The sequence below is a fragment of the Schaalia turicensis ACS-279-V-Col4 genome (genome assembly GCF_000296505.1).
Taxonomy (GTDB): domain Bacteria; phylum Actinomycetota; class Actinomycetes; order Actinomycetales; family Actinomycetaceae; genus Pauljensenia; species Pauljensenia turicensis_A.
Window position 1 is genome coordinate 114,607 of sequence record NZ_JH815208.1, and the last position, 15,011, is coordinate 129,617.

At 54.5% G+C, this 15,011-nt stretch carries 15 protein-coding genes; 5 read left to right on the plus strand and 10 right to left on the minus strand.

The genetic code is table 11. The features are described 5' to 3' along the window. Positions 1-3: 3 nt before the first annotated feature. Together HMPREF9241_RS00520 and HMPREF9241_RS00525 are read left to right on the plus strand one after the other, a co-directional pair. Positions 4-1,065 (plus strand): inorganic phosphate transporter, encoded by a 1,062-nt coding sequence (locus tag HMPREF9241_RS00520; RefSeq protein ID WP_006680309.1) that lies wholly within the window; start codon positions 4-6, stop codon positions 1,063-1,065. A gap of 5 nt (positions 1,066-1,070) precedes the next feature. Next, positions 1,071-1,532 carry a septum formation family protein gene (locus HMPREF9241_RS00525; RefSeq protein ID WP_103632486.1) on the plus strand — a complete coding sequence of 154 codons (462 nt, stop codon included), beginning with the start codon at positions 1,071-1,073 and terminating at the stop codon, positions 1,530-1,532. Between the two features lie 430 nt (positions 1,533-1,962). Here HMPREF9241_RS00525 and HMPREF9241_RS00530 read toward each other — a convergent pair whose 3' ends face one another. From HMPREF9241_RS00530 to HMPREF9241_RS00570, 10 genes are all read right to left on the minus strand, one after another. Further along, the gene (locus HMPREF9241_RS00530) at positions 1,963-4,929 is read right to left on the minus strand and encodes a restriction endonuclease (protein ID WP_006680311.1); all 2,967 of its coding nucleotides are present in this window, start codon (positions 4,927-4,929) and stop codon (positions 1,963-1,965) included. A gap of 15 nt (positions 4,930-4,944) precedes the next feature. After that, entirely contained in the window at positions 4,945-6,786 is a 1,842-nt protein-coding gene (locus HMPREF9241_RS00535) for a site-specific DNA-methyltransferase (RefSeq protein ID WP_006680312.1), read from the minus strand. 79 nt (positions 6,787-6,865) lie between these two features. Then, entirely contained in the window at positions 6,866-7,066 is a 201-nt protein-coding gene (locus tag HMPREF9241_RS00540; protein ID WP_006680313.1) for a helix-turn-helix domain-containing protein, read from the minus strand. Beyond that, positions 7,063-7,422 carry a hypothetical protein gene (locus tag HMPREF9241_RS00545; RefSeq protein ID WP_006680314.1) on the minus strand — a complete coding sequence of 120 codons (360 nt, stop codon included), beginning with the start codon at positions 7,420-7,422 and terminating at the stop codon, positions 7,063-7,065. Before HMPREF9241_RS00545 ends, HMPREF9241_RS00540 begins: the two co-directional genes overlap by 4 nt. A gap of 1,408 nt (positions 7,423-8,830) precedes the next feature. Continuing rightward, positions 8,831-9,238, minus strand: coding sequence for a transposase (locus HMPREF9241_RS00555; protein ID WP_006680317.1), 408 nt, complete (start codon positions 9,236-9,238; stop codon positions 8,831-8,833). Positions 9,239-9,544: 306 nt separating this feature from the next. After that, entirely contained in the window at positions 9,545-10,354 is an 810-nt protein-coding gene (locus tag HMPREF9241_RS00560; protein ID WP_006680318.1) for a hypothetical protein, read from the minus strand. Between the two features lie 232 nt (positions 10,355-10,586). After that, complete coding sequence (locus tag HMPREF9241_RS09740) at positions 10,587-10,706, minus strand: hypothetical protein (protein ID WP_424133814.1); 120 nt, start codon at positions 10,704-10,706, stop codon at positions 10,587-10,589. 30 nt (positions 10,707-10,736) lie between these two features. Then, positions 10,737-10,919 (minus strand): DDE-type integrase/transposase/recombinase, encoded by a 183-nt coding sequence (locus HMPREF9241_RS09745; RefSeq protein WP_165544420.1) that lies wholly within the window; start codon positions 10,917-10,919, stop codon positions 10,737-10,739. 29 nt (positions 10,920-10,948) lie between these two features. Beyond that, on the minus strand, positions 10,949-11,197 hold the full coding sequence (locus HMPREF9241_RS09750) for an IS3 family transposase (protein WP_006680319.1): 249 nt from the start codon (positions 11,195-11,197) through the stop codon (positions 10,949-10,951). Between the two features lie 197 nt (positions 11,198-11,394). After that, entirely contained in the window at positions 11,395-12,141 is a 747-nt protein-coding gene (locus HMPREF9241_RS00570; RefSeq protein ID WP_006680320.1) for a metallophosphoesterase family protein, read from the minus strand. A gap of 211 nt (positions 12,142-12,352) precedes the next feature. Between HMPREF9241_RS00570 and HMPREF9241_RS00575 the strand changes: the two genes are divergently transcribed. The 3 genes from HMPREF9241_RS00575 to HMPREF9241_RS09175 all read left to right on the plus strand — a co-directional run bounded on the left by HMPREF9241_RS00575 (position 12,353) and on the right by HMPREF9241_RS09175 (position 14,961). After that, positions 12,353-12,949, plus strand: a complete 597-nt coding sequence (locus HMPREF9241_RS00575; protein ID WP_006680321.1) for an FtsZ/tubulin family protein — start codon at positions 12,353-12,355, stop codon at positions 12,947-12,949. A 217-nt stretch (positions 12,950-13,166) separates the two neighbouring features. Beyond that, entirely contained in the window at positions 13,167-14,342 is a 1,176-nt protein-coding gene (locus HMPREF9241_RS00580) for a helix-turn-helix transcriptional regulator (RefSeq protein ID WP_006680322.1), read from the plus strand. Further along, positions 14,335-14,961, plus strand: a complete 627-nt coding sequence (locus HMPREF9241_RS09175) for a hypothetical protein (RefSeq protein ID WP_006680323.1) — start codon at positions 14,335-14,337, stop codon at positions 14,959-14,961. Before HMPREF9241_RS00580 ends, HMPREF9241_RS09175 begins: the two co-directional genes overlap by 8 nt. The last annotated feature ends 50 nt before the right edge of the window (positions 14,962-15,011 follow it).

The following is a 15,011-nucleotide window of genomic DNA, read 5'->3' on the forward strand; positions in this document are numbered from 1 at the left end:
CCCGTGGATCTTAATCTGGTCCTGGTCTCGCTGGTCGTGATCATTGCTCTTGGTTTTGACTACACCAACGGCTTCCACGATGCGGCGAATGCAATCGCAACTTCCGTGTCCACCAGGGCACTGACCCCGCGAGCCGCTCTCCTCATGGCTGCTGTCATGAACATTATTGGTGCACTTTTGGGCACGGAGGTCGCAAAGACTATCGGTGAGGGCATCATCGATATCTCGCACTACACGAATTCGTCCGACGTTCTTCAACAGAGAGAGGGCTTGGCGATTGTGCTGGGCGCTCTGGTCGGTGCGGTTGTGTGGAATCTGATCACATGGTGGTTTGGGCTTCCATCGTCCTCATCACACGCCTTGATTGGTGGTTTGGTGGGCGCTGGCCTTGCTTCAGCGACCCAGGTGAAGTGGATTGGAATTCTTCAGCACGTCGTCATCCCGATGTTCGCGTCCCCGGTGATCGGCTTCCTTCTGGGCTTCTTCCTCATGAAGGGCCTGATGAGACTGTTGCAAAATCTGCCCTATCACCGCACGATGCGTCGCTTCCGTATTCTTCAGACTCTGTCAGCTGCAGCAATGGCCCTTGGCCACGGCCTGCAGGACGCTCAGAAAACGATGGGCGTCATTGTGATGGCGCTGATCGCCGGTGGCTACGGCGAGACGCACAACGTGATTGACCCGGTGACGGGTGACATCATGATTCCGCTGTGGGTCAAACTTGCTGCCGCAGGTGCAATTTCGCTGGGCACGTATGCCGGTGGCTGGCGCATCATGCGTACGCTCGGCCGTAAGATCATCGATCTAGATCCGGCTCGTGGCTTCGTCGCCGAGGGTGTTTCCGCCATCGTTCTCTACCTGTCCGCATTCGTTCTTCATGCTCCGATCTCCACGACGCACACGATTACGTCGGCGATCCTTGGTGTGGGTGCAACGAAGCGTTTCTCGGCTGTCCGCTGGGGGGTTGCTGGCAACATCGTGGTCGGTTGGTTCTTGACGCTTCCGGCTGCTGCGGCGGTTGCGGCGATCGTGTACTTCATCGTTCACGCGGTTGTTGGACTGTGACGATAGTGTTCGCCAATTTACGAGGCCGAACGGCCCACGCCACCGGCGCGGGCGCGTTCGCTGTTTCAGCCGTCGCGCTAATAGCAGGGTGTTCGAATTCGTCTGTCCTTGATTTGAAGGTCGGTGATTGTATTCAGCTGCCGAACACAGAGACGGCGGTGACGATCGATCGCACGTCCTGTTCCGAGGAACATCGGGGCGAGGTTTCAGCCGTTGTTAAGACAAACCCAAACGGTGCTGATGATGCGTTCCCTGGCGCTTCCAAACTGAACTCGCAGGCTGAAGAGGCGTGCGTTTCCTCTTTTACCGACTATGTTGGGTCAAACTATGTGACGTCATCGTTGGATGTATCGTGGCTTGTTCCGACTGAACAGTCTTGGAAGGACGGAGATCGTCATATTGCGTGCGTTGTGTATGCCCAGGGCGATCAAAAGCTCACGCAGTCTGTGAAAGATTCGAACTTGTAGGGCTCGCTTCTTCGGCTTTGAAGCTGTATACGGGGTGGGGGCGTCTTGCCGAGACGCCCCCACCCCGTGTGTTTTTACCGGATGATTAGCTGTTCCGGTCCGCCATCAGATGCGGTTAAGCGGGTTGCGGTGGAGGCGGCCTCGTCGATAAGGAAGCGACCAGCTGGTGAGCGTCACCACCTACGCCCCACGCGACACATCCGGGCTCTTTCGCGCAAAACCGTCGCACCAAGTGCAGCCAGTGCACACAAACCACCCCCACGACCGCCGATCTCACCCAGACGATCAAAGCCTTGCTCGAGAGCGTCAACGAGTTTGACGGCTTTCTAATTAACCGTGATCGAGCGCGCCAGATCCGCATAGGAGCGATCCAGCTCGTAGGCGTAGAACTTGGCCTGCTAATCGCTGAGCACACCACCCTCCATCACGGTTACAGTCTCCAGTTGTCCGGGGCGGCGACCTTGTAGTTCACCCCGATGGCTTCGAAGTGCTTGATCGCCGCGTTAATCTTCGCGTTCTCACCCGGGCGACGCTTCGTCGGATCCAGGCTCGACTTCGTCTCCCGGATCAAATACAGCCGGTCCTGTCCCTCCTCGGTTTTGATGATCGCCCAGTCCGGGTTGTAATCCCCAACCGGGGTGGGGATACGGAACTTGTCGGGCAGTTTCATGAACAAGCGGATGTCTTCTCGCCCGTCCAGGTGCTCGGCGAACTGGCGCTCGACCGCGGAGTCAAAGACGACGTAGTCAAAGTCTGTCTTTCCCGTGTTGGTCACCTTGTAGAGCTGGTCAAGGAAGCGGTCTTTCTCCTCGAGGCCGTCTTCTTGCAACTCGCGCAGCTCGTAGATACTCCCGCCGATCTTCTCGTACTGGATACCCTCAACCACCACGTGAGCGAGTTCTTCTTGAATACAGGTCGACGCCATCTTGATGAAGTCGTTCGGGTTCCCCAAAAACTCCCCAAGCCGCCCCGAGTCGGTGAGGATATCGATGATCGTCCGCCGGGTCAGCGAGGTCGCTTCCTGCAGCTGGGCCACGATATCGGGCAGAGGGTAGGAGCCGGTCAGGTTCGCGCCACGCGACCCAAGCGCGCTGCCCTTGGTGCCACCACGAGTCATCGTCATTTTCGTGCGCGTGACCTGGATACGGATCGGCTCGATCCTGGGAGCCGTCTTGATTCGGTTCACGCACGCGTCCACCAGGGCTTGGCGTTCAAAGTTGACCCGGTAGATGGTGCGCTGGGTGATCTTGTCCCAGAACTCCTCAAACCCAGGGGCTGCGTAGAGTTCCTTGTTCAGTTTGCGGGCCACACGCTTGCGCTTGCGCTTGATGATGGTTTCCATCTTGCACGCGTTGACGATGTTGATGACATCATCCTCATACTCCGCGTAGGGCTCGGGCAGATCAACCGTGAAGCCAAGATGCTCGGGCACCCAGCTGCCCTGGACCTCACCCTGCTCGTTAATGAAACCGCGCCGGTGGAGGTGATCCCAGATCTCGGCCGACCGCTTCGCACCCAGCACGGCCTCTTTCCCATCAACCGTGATCGGCAGGCGCGAGAATTCCTGCTTACGCACAAACCCGATCGCCACGCCCGCCTTCTGGTACTCGTTCTGAAGCGCTGAAGCGAACGCCTGATACGACTCGCTGGCCACCACCGTCAACTGCGCCAGCCCAGTATCGCTAATGCGTTGCCCGGCCTGGTTCACTGGTAGACGCAGCCCACGACCGATCGTCTGGCGGCGCTCGGTTTCCGAGGCCATGTCACGCAGCGTGCAGATCTGGAACACGTTCGGGTTATCCCAGCCCTCACGCAAAGCAGAGTGGGAGAAAATGAACCGCACCGGCTCATCCATACTCAACAGGCGGGCCTTGTCACGCATGATCAACTCATACGCGTCATCATCAGCCTTGGTCTTGCCAGACGAGTCCTTGAACGTCATCACCGCGTTTTTGCCCTTACCGGACTTCATCTGGGCGAAATAGCCACTACGCGCCTCCAACGCCGTAACAGGCATGATGTCCCTGGCCTCGGGCTGGCGAGCCAGTTCCTCGGTGTAAAGCTCATCGAACCAGGTAGCAAAATCACCGTTCGCGTCCAGGTTGTTGACACCGTTGCCCAGATAGGAAGCGACCTTGTCGATAAAGAACAAAGACAGCACCTTGATACCCCGGGCATGAACCTGGAGTTCTTTACGGATATGTTCGCGGATGGTCTCGCGGATCATCTCCCTGAACACCGCGTCCTGGTTCGAGCCGATCTCATCCCCAACATGCAGGTACCCGTAGTTGGATAGTTCGATGCGTTCAGGCTCAACACTGATCTCGCTGACCCGCCAGTTACCCTCATAAGCCGGGTTACCGCCAGAGACACGCTCCAGATCATCACCCTGCGTAGCGGTCACTTTGCGCTTGGCATACGAGCCGTCCTTCTTACGGCACACCAACTCCAGGGAGGCTTTGAACGGGTCGCGAGACACCCCAAGCAGCTTCACATACGGTTTAGCGCTCCCGCCAAGCTCCTGAGCGTCCGAGACCACGATCGTCTTGACCAGGCCGAGCTGGTGGGCGTCGAGCGGGTCAAGCCGGTACACCACGTTACGGGTCACCCGGTGGGTTGCGGAATAGCGCAGCGTGCACAACGGGTCCAGATCAGCCACCGCTGACTGAGCCAACTGTGACTCCATGTTCTGCGGCTCATCCATGATCACGATCGGACGAGTCGCTCGCAAATAATCCAGAGGCCGCAGCCCAGCAAGCTTGTCCCTGGTTTGGTGCATGATGCGCGTGTTCTTATCCCCACGCAGCGAATCAATCGTCATCACCAGGAACTGCAAACACGTCGCCGATGCGAAATCACGCACCTCCTCAGCACGCTCACCCGCATACACCGAAGCATCCATATTGATCTCCGGATACAAATGGCGGAAATGCTCACGCATCAAATCAATCGAGGTCTTCACACCCTCACGGATCGCCACCGACGGCACCAGAATGATGAATTTGGTAAACCGGTAACGCTTGGCCAGCTCAAACGCGGTACGCAAATACACGTAGGTTTTGCCCGTACCGGTTTCCATCTCCACATCAAACTGCAAACCATCAGCAAGCGCCTGAGCACTCTCCAGACCGTTACGGTCCTGGACCCGCTGCACGTTCGCCAGGATCGTGTCCTCGTCCAGCACCAAGTTGTTACCCACCGCGCCGACCTCGGCAGCGATATCCAAACTCACCTGACCAGACACTTCACCTTGGTCAAACAAGGCAGGCTCGGACGGCAACAGCCGGAAGGTGGTCACCAGCTGGTCCGCGTCCGCGGGCTGCCCATCGAACAAGTCCGTGACCGCTTCGATCGCGGAAGCCTGATACGGCTGATGAGGATCAAACTGAAAACGCATCACACCCGCTCCCTCTTAGGCCGTCCACAAGTCAACGCCACGGGAACGGCATTCCTGAACCAGGTTCGTCTTCAGTACGTCATCACCCTGGAACGCATCTTCAAGCACCACCAGGCGGCCTGGCTCCAGTGTGACCATGGCGCGTAGTTGTTCCAGGGTGGGCTTGACGTGCTCGTTCAGGTAAGCGACCAGCAAGCCGTCCGCCACGTTGAACGCCTCCAGCCCGGCCACATACACACGCTCAACCTGCTCGGTCAGCGAGAAACCAAGCTTGAGCAGAACCTCAGTCAACAGCGCTTCAGGGCGGGCGTCATCATCCGCGGACTCACCCATCCCAGCGAACAAATCGGCCAGCTCCTCCTCGGACAGTGAGGAATCCGCACGCCACTTCGCAAAATTCGTATCCACCAACCGGTAAGCACGGAAGCCCACGTCCAAGCCCTCAGCACGCCCATCGAGCTTGGCAGACTCTTCCTCCAGAATCTTCGCCCCAGCCCTACGGATACGCTCACGCGTAATCTCCGCGATATTCTCATAGCCGGCCTTGCGGGCCTCAGACTTCTCATCGGTCGGCTCGGGCAACTGCACCGAAATACACCGACGGTTCCCACCATCCTCAGCATTCAACGCCATCACAGCATGAGCAGTCGTGCCCGAACCAGCAAAAAAGTCCAGAATGATGTCGGCGTTTGATGAGCTTTTCATTGTCGCGCCTCGAATAAATGATTTCACCAAGGAGACGGGCTTGGGGAAATCAAAAGAAGCGCTCAGGTCAGAGCCAAGTTGAGCCAGATCATGGACGCCATCTTTGTTGAGATGCTTAATCACGGAATAGAATTTGGAGCCATCTTCGCTGACTTTTCGGTAACGTCCGACGATGTGGCCTTCAGCCTTCTTCTTCAACACATATTTTCCGGCTGCAAGTCCTTCGTCTATTTCAGCCAATTTCTTCGCGCCATGGTACTTCTCTATCTCCTCATATAGACAGGTACCGTACTTACCGAATTCTTTACGAAGCCAGTCTTCTTCGATCCAGTATTCCTCCCCATCGATCACTACCCGCGAGCCTCGGATATCCTTGGGTCGCAGAAGGGGCTGAAACGTCCCAATATTTCTTGCAAAAACGAGTGCATAATCGTGTCCCCGGATTAAATGTTTTGCCAGGCCGCCTCCCTCCGCCCTAATAACGGCGAGGGTGCCGACGTAGTTAGCTTCGCCAAACGTTTCCGACAGAACCGCCCTTGCGTGATCAATCTCCTCGTCGCCGATCGAGACGACGAGACAACCATCTTCGGTCAGAAGATTCCTTGCAAGTTTGAGGCGCGGGTACATCATGTTGAGCCAGTTGGAGTGGAATCGTCCGCCTGTTTCCGGGTTAGTGGAAAGTCTCTCCCCCCCCCGTCCTATTTGCCCTGTTTTTTCGAGGTAGGTACCGATCGGGTCCGCGTAGTCATCCGGGTAAACGAAGTCGCTGCCCGTGTTGTAGGGCGGGTCGATGTAGATCATTTTGATCTTGCCGTAGTAGTGCTTCTGCAGCACTTTGAGCACTTCCAGGTTGTCGCCTTCGATGACGACGTTTCCTGTGGTGTCCCAGTTCAGAGAGTTGTCGCGGTCGGGTGCGAGCGTGGCCGTGGTGGGGGTTTGGGCGACGCGGATGGCTTGTGTCTTGCCCGGCCAGAACAGGCCGAAGCGCTCGGTGCCGGTTGCGGCGTCATCGCCGAGTACAGCCTGGAGCGCGGCGACATCTATCTTGCCGTCAGCGACGACCTCGGGCAGGAGGTCTGCGAGCTTGCGTGCGACGTCGGTGTGAAGGTTCGGTGTTGTGGGCGGAACCTGCTGGATGTCTTCTTCGTTCATTCTTCTGTACTCCGGTGATTGTTGGGATTGGGGTGAAACGGCAAGGTCGGTCTAACGGTCATCTTGTCACTGCGACTGCTCATTGTTTGGCTTCCAGGTCCAGTCGTCCTTCGCGCACCCACTGGTCTACTTCAGAGAGTTTGAACTTGTACAGTTTGCCGACCCTGTAGGCGGGCAAGAGTCCCTCTTTGATCCAGTTACGGATGGTGTCTTTGCTGACTGTCAGGTGATCGGCTACTTGTTCTAGATTCACCCAGGGTTCGTTGACGTCGTTCGTCATGATCTGCCTCCCCACAGTGCGTTGGCGATGCCCTGCATTGGGGCGCTTGCAGCTCCTAGAACCCCAAGGAGGTCCACGTTCTTCAGGGCCCAGTGTGTCTGGTTGAGCTCGTTGAATCGGCTATTGCCCCACAGGTCCAACTCTGTGAGCAGATCGTTGATCACCTGTTGAGGGACGGTATCGATCGCACAGTACTCCACGCGGATTCCTGAGCGCAGGATTCTCACGTCGGTCAGACAATCCGACTTACCTTCATAGGAGTCTCGCTTCTTAGAACGCGTGCGGAAGGCAGCCTTAAGCAAGGCGAGCAACGTGCCGCCTGTGAGCCGAACATGCGGCTGTTCAAGCTGGTCCATGGCTACTCCCGAAAATTCCGAACTTTCTGAACCTTCTGAACATGGTCTCGAGGTAGACGCTGAACCTTCTGAACATCACGGTTGATGTCAGAGATGAACGGCAGGGTTCGTTCCATGCTCGAGACGAGATCCAACTGGTTCCCATCAATTCCTAGGAAACTAGTGTAACTCAGGTCCCATCGCGAGCCCGTCAGGGAATTGGGGTGAAAACCTCACCCGTCTGACATACCTCGCACACCGCTACCTACACCTGGACCGGTGGGAGGTCGCGCTCATGCCCCTGGGCGTGCTGCTCGACCTGGTCGAATGCCACTGGCAACACACCCAACCCGGCCGCAACAGCGCTGAGCCCAGCATCGACGACATCATCCCCGTCGAGATCTGAGTTCGCTTATCGGTCGAAGGGAGGGACATGCCTATTGCGGAGCCTGGGCGGCGTGCTATCTAGAGTTCTCGCTGGCAGAGTTTCTCGCCGGGGCAAGGCCGGGCAAAGTCGTCATCTTGGCATCGGTTAAACTGGGCATAATTGTTCAGCCCGCCTCGGAGCCTTGCTTCTGGGAGCGGGCTGGATCTTTGGGTATTAACCCGATCTTTACTCATCGACCGGCGTCGACGCCAAGGCACTGCCTATAGTTGCCGGTGGCAGGGAGCTGATTCGGCTAACCTCGTTATGGGACGCCAGATAGCGCTCCCATTCCGAGGCCCGTGTTCATGCACGGGCTTTCGCGTAGACGCAGTGTCGGAATAGACGTAACCCCGGCGATGCAGCCGAGGCTGGTGATCGTTCCGGGGTCTTCGTTAACGATGATAGCAGCGGAGGTTACTCAGTGACCAGTGACTCCCACCTCGAGTGGAACCCTCAGGTCATGCTGGACCTCCTGTCACGAGACCGCATGACAACCTATTTGGACGCATGCGAAGGACAGGTAGACGAGGCATTCAGCCTCTACCAACACAACCTCGAAATAGCCGCCTCCATTCAGGGCATGACGGCGATGGTTGAGGTGGTCGTTCGCAACGCTATTGATCGATCTCTCATGGACCTGGTGTCAACGCGAGGTTCAGGCGAAGACTGGTTCGACCTACCCGTCTTGGATATCAAGGCGCGAGCAGATGTACGTACCGCTAGGGACCGCATACGTCGCGTTAAGAAATCGGTTGAGCATTCTCGTGTTCTTGCCGAGTTGTCTTTCGGTTTTTGGCGATTTCTGACTTCAAAGCGTTACCTAACATCGCTGTGGATTCCCGCGACCCAGTACGCCTTTCCCCACGGACATAAAGATGCCCGAACGCGTCAACAACAGGTGTCTGCGGCGTTGACGGACATGACGTTTATTCGTAACCGCGCCGCGCACCTCGAGCCTGTTTTCAGGCGTAATTTAAGCGGCTCTTCGTACTTGGGCGTGGGTCATAGGTTGAGTCCTCCGCTGACGAGGAGTGTGCGGAGGCGGTAGTTTTCGGGGTTGCGGAAGCCGCGTGCGATGCGTCTGACGAGTTCGATGATGCCGTTGATGGCTTCGGTGCTGCCGTTGGTCGCACCGCCGGTGGTGAAGTAGCCCAGGAACGCGTTGCGCCACTGGTTGAGGGTCCGCCCAAGGCGGGCGATCTCGGGGATCGGGCATGACGGGAAGGTGGCGAGGAGCTGTTCAGCGAGTTTCCGGCCTTGGGTGGGTGTGGGCTGGTGGTAGATCGCACGCAGTTGTTGCGCGTATTGCCACGCGACCTCGACGCTGACGTGTTCGTCACGAGCGGAGAACGCTGCTTCAAGCCGTTGTCGCTGCTTGTCGGTGAGTCGTTCCTGCGCATCACCCCACACCCACGCTCAAGTACGAAGAGCCGCATTACGCTTCTCCCCCGCACCTTAGAAAATGAACAAAACACACCAGACGGTTTCTATTGTACTGGCAACTGTGTATAGACGGCAGCTTTCCCTGTTTTTTAGGGATGCAAATAAGTAGTTCAGACTCTACAAGAGATCTGAGTGGGATCCGGTCACTTGTTTGCGAAACTGCGAGGAGTATTTGATGACATAGCGCGCCATTAGGCATTGCTAGACCAGTTCGTTAGGCGGGGTATTTAACCTAGTAAGAAAGCGGTTAACAATTCTTAGCGGTTACTCATTTTATAGCTGCTCTATATATTGAGTCATTAACTCACGCCGGAGATTAATGCGCCTAGTCATTTCTGCCATAGCACTACGCCAATTGGCTTTATTATCCTTAGGAGAATCTGGCAAAAGAATCGGATCGCCTTGTTCATTTATCCAAGGAGAAAGACACAGCGGATCGCCTTGTTCCTGATTTTTCTTAAGGAGCTTCCGAAAAGGCGTAGCCACGTCATATCCTCCAGATCGAGATTCAAGAGGCTCTTTATCTTGGTAGTACTTCTTTAAAGTTAGATCCCAGTAATCCTCGGTGGGATTGTATCTCGCTCCGTTAAACCCGTCGGGCACAATAATCAGATTCGCAGGAGTGTATGCAGCGCGAATAAATTCTTGCACAGTTTCATCTTTGAACACTTTGCCGAATTCGTCAAAGTGCTTCAATATTCCTTTATAGGTTCCGGGAGTGGCGCTCGATCCATCGAAGGTATTCTCAATAAAAGGTTTTTGCCACCACAGAAAATCTTTCCCCTTGCATCCATAGGCTATTTGAAGCCCGTATTTCAGTGTGGTCCAGACCGAGCACATCCAATCCCCCTGGACATATTTAGATGGTTCCCGACTAAATGCGTTAGGGCATTCACGAACAGTAATATCTAGACGCTCTCCCCACAGCTCTTTATAAAAATAGCGAGCTCCATCAGAGGCATCAGGATCCTCTACCCCTCCTCCTGCTTTGTATTCAAGCCACGTGCGGACGTGATCTTCACTCGCTTTTTTAGGAAGTTTGGGGTCTAGTAAAAAACAGTCAAGATCAAATAAATCGTTCATAACTTCACTTTAATAGTCGGCATTCAAATCCGGAAGATGTTTGCACTAATGCCCCCAGGGAGCCACCCGGACTTAGAACCGGCAGGTAGAATCCTAAAACACCTCCTGCCCGTGTGGTTGGGAAGTTACCGAAATAGCTGAGTTTTTGCCGTCTTTGCAGCTAAAGACTTATCCGAGGGCGTGGAAACGATCAAACCTGAGTCGTGAAGCGTCTTGGGTTTTGTTCCGCTTCTTAAATGGGTGCCAGTTGTCTGGCGTGGGTTTGATTGTAAGTTGTGATGATCTTGGTTGGGGTGCGGTGTCCGAGGGCTTTGTGGAGCCTAGTGGTGTTCCACCAGTGAACCCAGTTCATCGTCGCGAACTCGACCTCCGTCACTCCTGCTCAGGTCTGGGAGTAGATCAGCTCCGTCTTGTAGAGCCCGTTGACTGTCTCGGCGAGGACGTTGTCGTAGGAATCGCCAACCGTTCCGGTCGAGGAGGCGATGCCATGGTCGGCAAGCAAACTTCCATAAGCGCTGGAGACGTACTGAGAGCCACGATCACTGTGGTGAACCAGAGGAGGCAAGGTTTCCCTTGGCCTGGCTAATCGCCTGATCAAGAGGCTTCCAATAGCAATGCCTCGGTTCGCATGGTTGAGCGGGTCGACCAGCCCACAATCATCCGGGAGAACACGTCGGTGACAAACGCCGTGTAAACGAACCCGGTACGGGTACGGACATAGGTAATATCAGCAACCCAGAGCCGGTTCGAGCCATCGGCACGGAAGTTGCGCTGGACCAGGTCCGGGCGCGAGTCCGGAGCCGGCGAGGGCCTGGTGGCGATCGGGGACCGGCCCCGGCGCACACCACTGACACCCTCATGGACAATGCCGGGTCCTGTTTTAACCGCTCCTTAACAAGGCACACTGCTCAAGCTTTGAACTCTTGCAAATAACGTTGGGCCATAACCCAATCCTCCTCGAAAAACCGAGGAACAAAACCCAGGACGCTTCATAATGTCACCGAATGCGATGACATTAGATTAGAGCTGTTTGGGGTCTGCTAGATCGATCCATAGCGGCCGGTAGTGGGGTCATAGGTTAGAACCGGGATGCGACCGGATACTTCGACGGTGCCGTCGATAAAGTAATGCGAGGAACCGTCAAAGTAGATGTCATGGAAATTTTGGTCACCAGCTAAAGCGTAGGTACCGATGTGACCGGCAATAATATCTATCAGGAACGGGCCGGTAGTGGCGGGGAATTTGTTTAGCATGATGTCTTCAGAGGTTCCTTGCTCCCAGTATTCCTGCGCGTCCTCATCAATGCCGGCGTGAACAAACACCTGGGTTGGGGTTTTCCAGTAAGTCGGCAAGTTTTTTAGCCAGCGCACCAGCTGAGCATAATCGGCGTGAATCTGGTCGCGGATCACCTGTAGGGCTGTCTCGGGATCCCTGGACGAGAGTTCGGTTTTTACCGCTTCGCGGTCTGCCCCGTCCAAAAAGCTCAGTAGGGTTTCGGGGATATAGGTGGTTGTCGCCAGGAGGTCACGGGTAGTCAGGAACTCGATAAACCATTCGTCATGATTCCCTTTGATGACCACCACATTGTCGGGGTAGGTAGTTTGCAGGTCGAAAATGCGCTGCAATACTTCGCGGCTGTGGGATCCTTGATCAACATAATCACCAAGAAAAATCAGCCTGTTTGTCTCTGGGTCACCAGTTAAGGTTGCCTCCAAATCGGGAATACGTTTCAGCGCGTCTTCCAAAGCATCCAAGTGCCCATGTATGTCACTCATCGCGTAAAACATGGTTTTCTCCTTGGTGGTATTTTACTGGGAAACTAATGCTGCTCGCGGTTTTCACGGTGAGGGATAATAGATTTCCTGCTATAAGGCAGGTAGAAACTGGATAATACTTAATGGTAAGTGAGAAACAGTAAAACGGAAGTAATCTGCCGTATTATTTCCGTAGCTTGTAAGCTAAGGAAACATCATTTGCAGCTAGCTTTTTGGAGGAGTCATGGGCAAGGTAACCGCAGTTGTTGGTGCCGGGGGAATGGGCACCACGGTTCTTGAGGTTTTCACTCAGAAGTTTGCGAAGGAAGTCGCAGCAACGGGAACCTCCGTGCAAACCATTGTCGTGAATCGGCCGCAAGACAGTTTAGATCAGGCGCAGGCTCAAGAAAAGATTGCGTTAGCCAGCCCCGACATCGAGGGAGTCTCCGAGGTCGACGACGAGAAGTGGCAAGAAGTCCTCAACTTGCATGCGGGTGAGATTCGCAAAGCACTTGACGGTGCCAGCGCAGTCGTAGTGCTCGCAGGATTGGGGGGCTTTACCGGCTCTAGCGCGGCACCTTTTGTAGCCAAAATCGGCAAAGAACTAGGGGCTCAGGTTTCTGCCGTGGTGACCATGCCTATTCCTTTCGAAGGGGAAAAACGTGCCCAAAAAGCGGTAGCGGCACACGCAGAACTTTCAAAATTTGCGGATCAAGTAGTGACCGTATCTGGCGCAGAGCTGCTGGATAAGGCAGATTTGGGTGCTTCCTTAGATCAGGCTTACGGGAAATTTGATGCAGAGCTCGCCGCCAAGGCGGCCGAACTGATCGAGGAAGCTTAGTCCTGCTTAAAATTTCTTCCTAGCTACTGCCGTTAGTTGGTGCGCCTATGGTCGTATCTAGCGACGCTAGGAGGTCTTCGCCAATCCTAGGCGCCTGTCTGCCAAGCAACTAATTTTTCTATTGGCTCCCGGAATCGGCTGCCGGAGACCGCGGAATTCTTGCAACTAATACGGAAAAACTCTTCCGGTTTTATCGCGAATGAATTAGCCTTGGGTTATGGGTAACAGCAAATCGGAAAAGTCTCAGGCACATACGCAACGCGGTTATGCGCTCGCTATTTTAAAGTATTTGCTGGAAAACACCAGTCCTAATCAGGGAGCGACGGCGCTCCGCCTGACCCAAGACTTCGCCAGCGGGAATCTGGAATGGAACCCTCCTGAAATCTCGGAGAGAACCGCGCGCGAATATCTGCATTACCTCAAATCTTTAGGGAACCGGTTGCCGTTCGGAATTCGGGTTCAACAGTTCGCTGATATAGAGGGCGAAAGCCCTGTGCCCCCAGAGGAAAGACGCACCAACTGGTTTGCCACCGCCATTATTAGCCCTGCCCAAATGCGAGTGCTTGCCGATGCGCTGCAGATGTCACGATTTTACCCGGATGACGTCTCCGACTTGCGCAGCCTTCTGGCATCTCTGGCGAGTGTAAAACCAGAACACCTCGAAAGCGGGCAAATACTTTTCCCAGATCGCCCCATGTTCAAAGGGGTGCCAGCTACTCTGCTTGAGCTTGATAGCGCTATAAGTGGGGGGCACAAAATTCGCTTCTCCTATAGCCACGTGGCGTTGCGGTCAGAGGCAAAGGGGCGCCAGGCTCCAGGGAAATACTGCTCTCCGAATCAGCGATCTCGACGGGGAAAAACACAGCGATCAGAATCTAGCAGGCTCAGAGACCAGGCTGTTTTGAAAGAATCCGGGAAAAAGTACGAGTTCTATCCCTACACCACGGTTTTTAAAAGAGGGGACTACTACCTGCTTGCGGGCAAAGATCCGCACCCGAACGAAAATACCCGGATATTTCATTTCGTAATCGATAGGATCAGCGACATCAAGATTTTAGAGGGCGCTGCGGACAGTGTCGATAGCTCAGCTTTTGATTTCGTTAGGTACGTAAACGAGCGACCCTACTTTTTTAGCGGGCAGGCGGTTGACGTCATATATAGGGTAACCGGCGGGCTTGACGGCACTTTTTCTTGGTTCCCAGATGCACAGGTTGTGCCCGATGGTGGCAGTGACTGCTACCGAGTACATGTGAGAGCCCAACCAAATGCCATGGTGTGGTGGGCATTGCAGTATGCCGGTTCTGTAGAGGTGCTTTCCCCGCCGGAGCTGCGGGAAGAAATCACTAAAACATTGGAAGAAACCTTACGGAAATACCGGGAGAAAAATGAGTAATCTTGACGAATCTGACCGCAACTGGTTGCGAAAAATACTACTCACCCCCATTAAGTGTGAGGGAAGTAAAGTCTTAGAAATTGACGATAAACATAACGTCATCTTGACTAGCGATACACGTTATTGTTATCAGAATGGGGATCCGGATATGAGCGACCTCGCGATTGTCTTTTATAAAATTCTTTATGGCAAGGAAATGCTTAAAAGTGATGGGGACTTTCGTTGTCATGAGTTCGCTGGCGATACTATGAACTCCTTCAATTCGGTGGCCAATCAGTTCTTTGACGGAAGTACTAAGCGTTGTGCGAAGCGGAAAAAAGTTGAAGAAAACGGGGAACTTCCTACCTGGCTTCAAGAATACTTTGATGGCTACCACTGCCTGGCAAATTTTTGGGCTATCCCCGAAGAAATTGGTCGTCAGTCCCAGAAGGGTGACCGCTATGATTTTGCTTTCTCCTATATAGAAGAGAACCTGAATAATCCGGATGATCCGGGATTCCTTGATAGACACTGCGTTCGTTGCTATACAAAGATAGAGGATGACGATTCCAATCCCCAGAAATGCGGTGAGCGGGTAATAGCCAAGCCCGACTATAACAAATCCCTACAAATGCGTTGAGCGGGTAAAGGAATTGTGGAAAGCTCGAGCAGAAGAGATTATAAATTCTT

Bases quoted from the DNA above. Each gene is read 5' to 3' on its own strand.
- HMPREF9241_RS00530 (WP_006680311.1), bottom strand. From the start codon at position 4,929: ATGCGTTTTCAGTTTGATCCTCATCAGCCGTATCAGGCTTCCGCGATC.
- HMPREF9241_RS00535 (WP_006680312.1), bottom strand. From the start codon at position 6,786: ATGAACGAAGAAGACATCCAGCAGGTTCCGCCCACAACACCGAACCTT.
- HMPREF9241_RS00540 (WP_006680313.1), bottom strand. From the start codon at position 7,066: ATGACGAACGACGTCAACGAACCCTGGGTGAATCTAGAACAAGTAGCC.
- HMPREF9241_RS00545 (WP_006680314.1), bottom strand. From the start codon at position 7,422: ATGGACCAGCTTGAACAGCCGCATGTTCGGCTCACAGGCGGCACGTTG.
- HMPREF9241_RS00560 (WP_006680318.1), bottom strand. From the start codon at position 10,354: ATGAACGATTTATTTGATCTTGACTGTTTTTTACTAGACCCCAAACTT.
- HMPREF9241_RS09740 (WP_424133814.1), bottom strand. From the start codon at position 10,706: ATGAACTGGGTTCACTGGTGGAACACCACTAGGCTCCACAAAGCCCTC.
- HMPREF9241_RS00570 (WP_006680320.1), bottom strand. From the start codon at position 12,141: ATGTTTTACGCGATGAGTGACATACATGGGCACTTGGATGCTTTGGAA.
- HMPREF9241_RS00575 (WP_006680321.1), top strand. From the start codon at position 12,353: ATGGGCAAGGTAACCGCAGTTGTTGGTGCCGGGGGAATGGGCACCACG.
- HMPREF9241_RS00580 (WP_006680322.1), top strand. From the start codon at position 13,167: ATGGGTAACAGCAAATCGGAAAAGTCTCAGGCACATACGCAACGCGGT.
- HMPREF9241_RS09175 (WP_006680323.1), top strand. From the start codon at position 14,335: ATGAGTAATCTTGACGAATCTGACCGCAACTGGTTGCGAAAAATACTA.